General features: G+C 65.7%; 1 pseudogene. It reads right to left on the reverse strand.

Annotated features, from left to right (window positions below):
* Positions 1 to 6,356, reverse strand: a pseudogene (locus EOA23_RS35875) (hypothetical protein); the annotation flags it as partial.

Here is a 6,356-nt window from a genome sequence, read left to right on the forward strand (position 1 = left end):
ATATTGGCATTGATGGTCGACAACTGATCGGTCGCCTGCTCGCCGTCGCCATAGGTGAAGTTTAGGTTGGTGGTCGAATTGAGGAAGACGCCGGTGTTGACACCGGCGATGCTCGAGCTCGCACCGTTCGGGTCGGTGTCGCCGAGACGCACGGTCTGGCCGCCGGTTGCGCCGCGCAGGTCGACGCCGATCGAGGTCCCGGCCGCGGCCGCATTGGTGACGTCGAAATCGTTGGCGGTAACGGCGGCATTGATCGTTGCGCCGTTGAGATCGAAGGCCACGGCGGCGCTGTTGTTCAAGCCGATATCGAGGTCGTTGAAGGACAGCGCCGCGCCCGACGTGCCGGATACATCGACACCACGCGACGTGATGCCCTGCAGGTTGACCGTGCCGAGCGCGATCGTGCCGCCGCCCGACGAGGCTATGTTGGCAAGCGAAACGCCGGTCGCGGCACCGTTGGCCGAGACGGTCGAGAAATTCATCGACGTGGCGCCCACCGTCACGCCGTTGAGGTTCAGCGCGGTTCCCGAGGTCGTGGCGATGGTGTTGGCGCTACCGCCGGTGCCGACATTGACCGTGCCGCCGCCCGTGGCCGTGAAGCCGGCGCCGCTTGTGGCGGTGATCGCCAGCCCGCCATTGGTGAAGTTGACCGTGCCGTTGGTGTTGCCGGTCAGGCTGACGGCGTCGTTGGTGCCGGAGCTGATCTGCTTGCTGGCGCCGGAGAAGGTGACGGTGGCCGCCGTGCCGTTGTTTATGTTGGCAACGACGATCTGGCCGCCGCTGGCGGCTGAACCGTCCGCAAAATTGCCCGAGAGCGTCACCGAACCGCCGGTCAGCTCCTGGATCGAGACCGCCGCTCCGCTGCCATTGGAGGCGATATTGCCGGCATAGGAAATCGCCGCATCGCCGCCGCTCTGGTCGGTGGCCGAGCCGACATTGAAAGCGGCGCCCGAGCCGGTGTTGGTCAGCGTGCCATTGCCGAGATCGAGCGAGCCCGCCACCTGCTGCAGGTTGATGCCGTTGGCCGCGCCCGAGAAACTGGCGTTGACCGAGGTGAAGCCGCCGCTGAGGGTGGCCGAAGTGATGTCGATGGCGGTTCCATTCGAGGTACTGACGCTGCGCGTGCCGGCGCCCGTCACATTAAGCGTGGTGGCGGCCGGCGCGGCGCTGCTTGCCACGCGGAAGCCGGTGCCCGTGGATGTGGTAATACCCAGCGTGCCGTCGAAGGTGACGGTGGTGGCGCTGGCGGCGTTCTCGATGTTCACGCCACGGCCGGCCGAGGCCGAATTGTTGATGGTGGTACTGCCGAAGAGGTAGGTGCCGCTTGAATTGAGAACTTCGATGCCGGCGCCACCTGAGCCGGTGACGTTGACGGCGTCGAGATCGACATTGCCGCCGCTGGCGCCGCTGATCAGCACGCCCTGGGCGGCCGCATTGGTCGAGGTGACGCTGTTGAAATGGACGCCGCCAGCGCCGATCGCGCCCTGCAGCGACAGCGCCGTCTGGCCGGTCGCGTTGATCGTCGTCGAGCCCGCATTGGCGATCGTGAGCAGGTTCAGGCCCGAGAAATCGAGGCCGGTATCGGCCGAGGTGGTGATGTCGAGGCCGCCATTGAAATTGACGGCGCCGGCGGAGGTGCCGCCCGAGATCGACACGCCGTTGCCGCCGGTGATCGTCACCTGGTCGGTGAAGGTCACCGCGCCGCCGGTGCGGTTGGCGATGTTGATGCCGCCGCCGATCAGCGTGCCAGGCGCCGCGCTGTTCGGCAGGATGCCGCGCGAAACCTGGATGGTGCCGGAGCCGCCGTTCACGTCGAACAGCGTGCCCAAAACGTCGATGTCGTTGTTGATGACGGAGAGATTGCCGGTCAATCCCGCGACCTTGATTGCCGTCTGGCCCGCCGCCACATTGCTGATGGTGACGCCTTCGATGGTGATGCCGCCGGCGTTACTGAAGCCCGGCGCGCTTTGGTCGATCACGAAAGCGGAGCCGCTGGCGCCGCCGAAATCGAAAGCGGTGTGGCGGACGGCGTTGTCGCCGAGCAGGTGCATGACGTCGCCGGTGCCGGTGACCACGGCCTCGTCGCCGGTGATGTTGCCGCCGGTGGCTCCTAGGTTGCCATGGACGTTCACCGGCTGGATGGTGCCGATCGAGACGACGTTACCATTGCCGAAGCCGGTGATGGTCTGGCCCGAATCGAGCGTGAAGGCGCTGGCTCCTACATCGATCGGACCGACGAAGGCGAAGTTCTGAGCGCCGGTCAGCGCATCGGCGGCGGCAAGCGAAATGGTGCTGACGCCCATGCTGAGGTTGCCGGTCGTGCCGGCGTTGATGAAGCCGCCCGACTGCGAAACCAGCGTGACCGCGCCCGGCGCCGAGGCCAGGTTGGCACTGCCGGTGAAGGCCACGTCGTCGAAATCATAGTCGCCGAGCGTCGGATCGAGGCCGACCGTGTTGACGGTGTAGCCGTTGGTGGCCGCGGAGATCGAGGATTCCAGCCCGTCGGTCGAATCTCCGTCGCCGAAGGTGAAGGTGGCGTTGGCCGAGGTGGCGGTGGTCTGACCGGACGAAAGGTCGACGCCGATGCCGACATTGGCGATCGAGGACCCCTGGAAGAAGGTGATGACCTTGTTGCCGGTCGTCGACGACAGGTCGATGCCGCGCGAGGTGAGGTCGCCGAGGCCGGTGATGGTGGCGGCGAGGCTGAAATTGGCTGCGGTGGACGAGCCGCTGAAGTCGATGCCGGTCTGGTTGGCGCCGATATTGTGGACGGTCGTGGCACCGAACAAGACGCTGGCATTGGTGCCGCTGAAATCGATGCCGGCCGTATTGGCGGCCGAACCCATCGTCACGCTGGTGGCGCCGGAGAACGTCACCTGGCCGGCATTGTTTGCAATCTCGATGCCGTTGCCGCCCGCGCCCGAGATTGTGACGGTGCCGAAGCCGGCAGCGGCCCCACTTGCCACGTTCGAAACCGAGAGGCCGTTACCGGTTGCATTGGTGATCGACAACGACGCCATGTCGTTGAATGTCGCGTTACCCGCGAGCCCGCCGATCACCGCGCCGCCGCCGCCGGTGGCGGTCAGCATCTTGCCGGCGGCGAAAGTGATCGCCCCGCCCGTCGGCGCCGCCGCCGAGCCGATGTCGAAGAGATTGCCGGTGCCGGTCGAGGTGACGTTGCCCGTGAACGCGACGGAGCCGCCCGTGGTGCCGTCGACCTTAATCGCCGTGCCCGGCGCGCTTGCCGAGCTGGAAATGTTGGCCGAAACGGTGATCGCCGCGCTGCCGCCAGACACCACGACGCCGTTGCCGGTGCCGGAATTGGTGATGGTGCCGCCGACCGAGATGGTGCCGGTGTTGTTGGTCAGGTTGACGTCGTCCCCGGAAACGCCGGTGGTGACGAGGTTGGCGACGTTGACGGTGGCGGCGCTGCCCTGAACGACGAAACCCGGGCCATTGCCGACGACGGTTGCGATCGTGGTCGTGCCGTTGAAGGTATATGTGCCGCTGGCAACATTGGTAAGGCGGATGGCGTCGCCGTTGGCGCGGCTGATATCGACGCCGCCAAAGGTGACATTGCCACCGCTGGTGTTCTCGATAACGATGCCGGTCGGCACAGTGCCGCCCGAGCCGTCGACGGTTACGCTGTCGAAGGTCACTCCGCTGGCGCCGATGGTGAGGCCGCTGGTGCCGCCGAGCTGAATTCCCTTTTCGATTAGGCCGCTGCCCGTCGCGATGGTGTTGGTGGCGGTGACGTTGAGCGTGCCGCCATTGATGGCGCTGAAGGCGAAACCGCCGTCGGTAGTGAGGTCGAGCCCGCCGTTGAAACTGATCGTGCCGCCGGCATTGCCGGTGAGATCGATGGCGTTGGCCGCGCCGGTGCTGGCTGTGATCTTGCCGCCAAAGGTGGCACTGCCGCCGGTCATGGCGTTGATCTTGACCGCGCTTGCCGCGCTCGTCTGGTCGATCGTGCCGTTATAGGCAACGGTGGAAGTTGCCGTGTCGATGTTGAAGGCCACACCGGACGTGCCGGCGATCGAGCTCGCACTGTCGAAGGTGAGTGAGCCGGTGGAACCGCCGGTGACTCTGACGCCGGTGCCGGCGCCGGTGATATCGAAATTGTTGAAGGTGCCGGTGCCGCTGAAATTGCTGGCCAAGAGGCCGGTGTTGCTTACGCCGCCCATTGTGGTGTTGGTGACGTTGATCGCGCCCGATGCGCCGGTCAGATCGATGCCGGTGACGGCGCCGGTGATCGTCACACCGGTGATGGTCGCCGCGCTGATGCCCGTGCCGTTGATCGCCGCGCCGGAACCGGCATTGCTGACGTCCAAATTCTGGACGAGGTTGCCGTTGTTGAGATCGATGGTGCTGCCGGCCGAATTGACGAGCGTCGCTGCGCCGTTGCCGAACGGATCAGCCTGCGTGGCTCCGGTGACGACATTGGTGCCGGTGACATTGGCCGGCGGCGCACCGAGATTGACCGTCGCACCATCGGCGAAAGAAACCAGCGACTGACCGGCGGCAAGGGTGAAGCCGTCGGCGTCGGTGTTGATGTTTCCAGCGCCGTTGTTGACGAGGACGAAAATCGTGTTCGCGTCGGTGGTCAGGTCGTCGGCCGCGGCCGCGTTGATAAGATCGCCGACGTCCGCGCCGCTGCCCGTCCCGGTGTCGGTCGCGCCGACGAAGATGATGTTGGCGCTGTCGAACAGCTGCGGCCCAGTGAGTGTCGTGTCGTTGAAGGCATAGGTGCCGTTGCCGGCCATAAGGCCACGCATGTCGAGCGAGGCGACCGTGCCGGTGATCGAGGCGCCGCCGGCGGCGCCGAAGGAGAAGGTGGTGTTGGCGCTGGTGCCGGCGGCACCATGCGTGCCCATCTGCACGCCGGTGCCGGCGGTAATGACGCCACTGCCAATGGTGACGGAGCCGCCGGTGGTGCCAGACAGGTCGATGCCGGTCGAGGTGCCGGCGCCCGCAATGTCGAGCGTCGTGGCTGTGAAGGTCGAACTGCTGCCGGACAAATCGAGACCGGTCTTGCCGGTCGGCAGGTTGGTGATGTCGATGTTGCCGAAGGCGATCGTGCCGTTGGTGCCGAAAATATCGATCGCGTTCTGGCCCGGCTGGTCCATCGCCACGTCGCCAAAAGTGACGGCACCGGAATTGGTATCGAGAATGATGCCCGAGCCAGTAGGGGCGGTGACCGTGACCTTTCCGCCGAAGTCCACCGTTGCCGAACTGTTCTGGATGACAATGCCGTTCGGCACGCCGGAGATCGTCGTCGTGCCGGTGATATCGAAGCTGCCGGTGACGTTCGAGAGAGCGATCCCAGTGCCGCCGGCAGTATGGCTGAGGCTGGTCAGCGTGACGTCCAGCCCGATCTGCGAGGCACTGAACCCTTGGCCGGAATTGCCGGAAATCGTCCCGCCGGTCGTCGTCAGTTTGCCGGCGCCCGTCGAGGCTGCATCGACGCCGCTGCCTGCATTGTTCTGCGAACTGAGCGTCTGGAAATTGTAGGTTCCATCGCCATTGATCGACAAGCCATCGGCACCGTTGCCGCTCAGTGTCGTGGTGCCGTTGAAATTGTAGGTGCCGGCCCCCTGGAGGGAGAGGCCCGCACCAGTATTGCCGGTCGAGGTCAGGTCGGTGGCAGTGGCGCTACCGGTGCCGTCGAACAGCGCGCCGGCAAGGCCGGCGCCGCTGACCGACATGCCGGTCAGCGTAACGCCGGTGACGCCGCTGCCATGGATGCCATTGGCGCTGCCGCCCGAAATGTTGAAATCGAGCAGCGAGCTGTTGTTGGCCAGCGTTACAACGTCGCCGGCGCCGGTGTTGGTGAGCGTCGCGGCGCCGTTGATATCCGGGACGACCTGGTCGTGCTGGACATTGTCGCCGGTGACGTTGATCGGCACGCCGCCGAGCGAGAAGCTGCGGCCATTGCCGAAGGAAGCGAGCGTCTGGCCGGCGCTCAGCGTGAAGCCGCCGGCGGCATCGATTGGCGTGTTGCTGGCGTCGTTGACCAGCACGAAGATGGCGGTGCCGTCGGTGTTGGCATCGGCCGTCGCGATCGAGGCCAGATCGAGAAGCGAGGAGCCGTCGCCTGTTCCTGTCGCGGCAGCGCCGACAAAGATCACATTCTGCGTGTCGAAAAGCTGCGGCCCGCTGAAGGTGGTCGAACCGAAGGCATAGGTGCCGAGCGTCTGATTGAGGCCGCGCGAGTCGAGTGAGGCGGTGATGCCGGCGATCGAGCCGCCCCCGAAGGTGAAGCTGGCATTGGCCGAATCGGCCGGCGTGCCGGCGATGCCGAGGCGCACGCCGGTGTCGACATTTGCGATGGTACCGCCATTGGTGATGGTGATGAC

The organism is Mesorhizobium sp. M2A.F.Ca.ET.042.01.1.1, assembly GCF_003997405.1.
Lineage (GTDB): Bacteria > Pseudomonadota > Alphaproteobacteria > Rhizobiales > Rhizobiaceae > Mesorhizobium.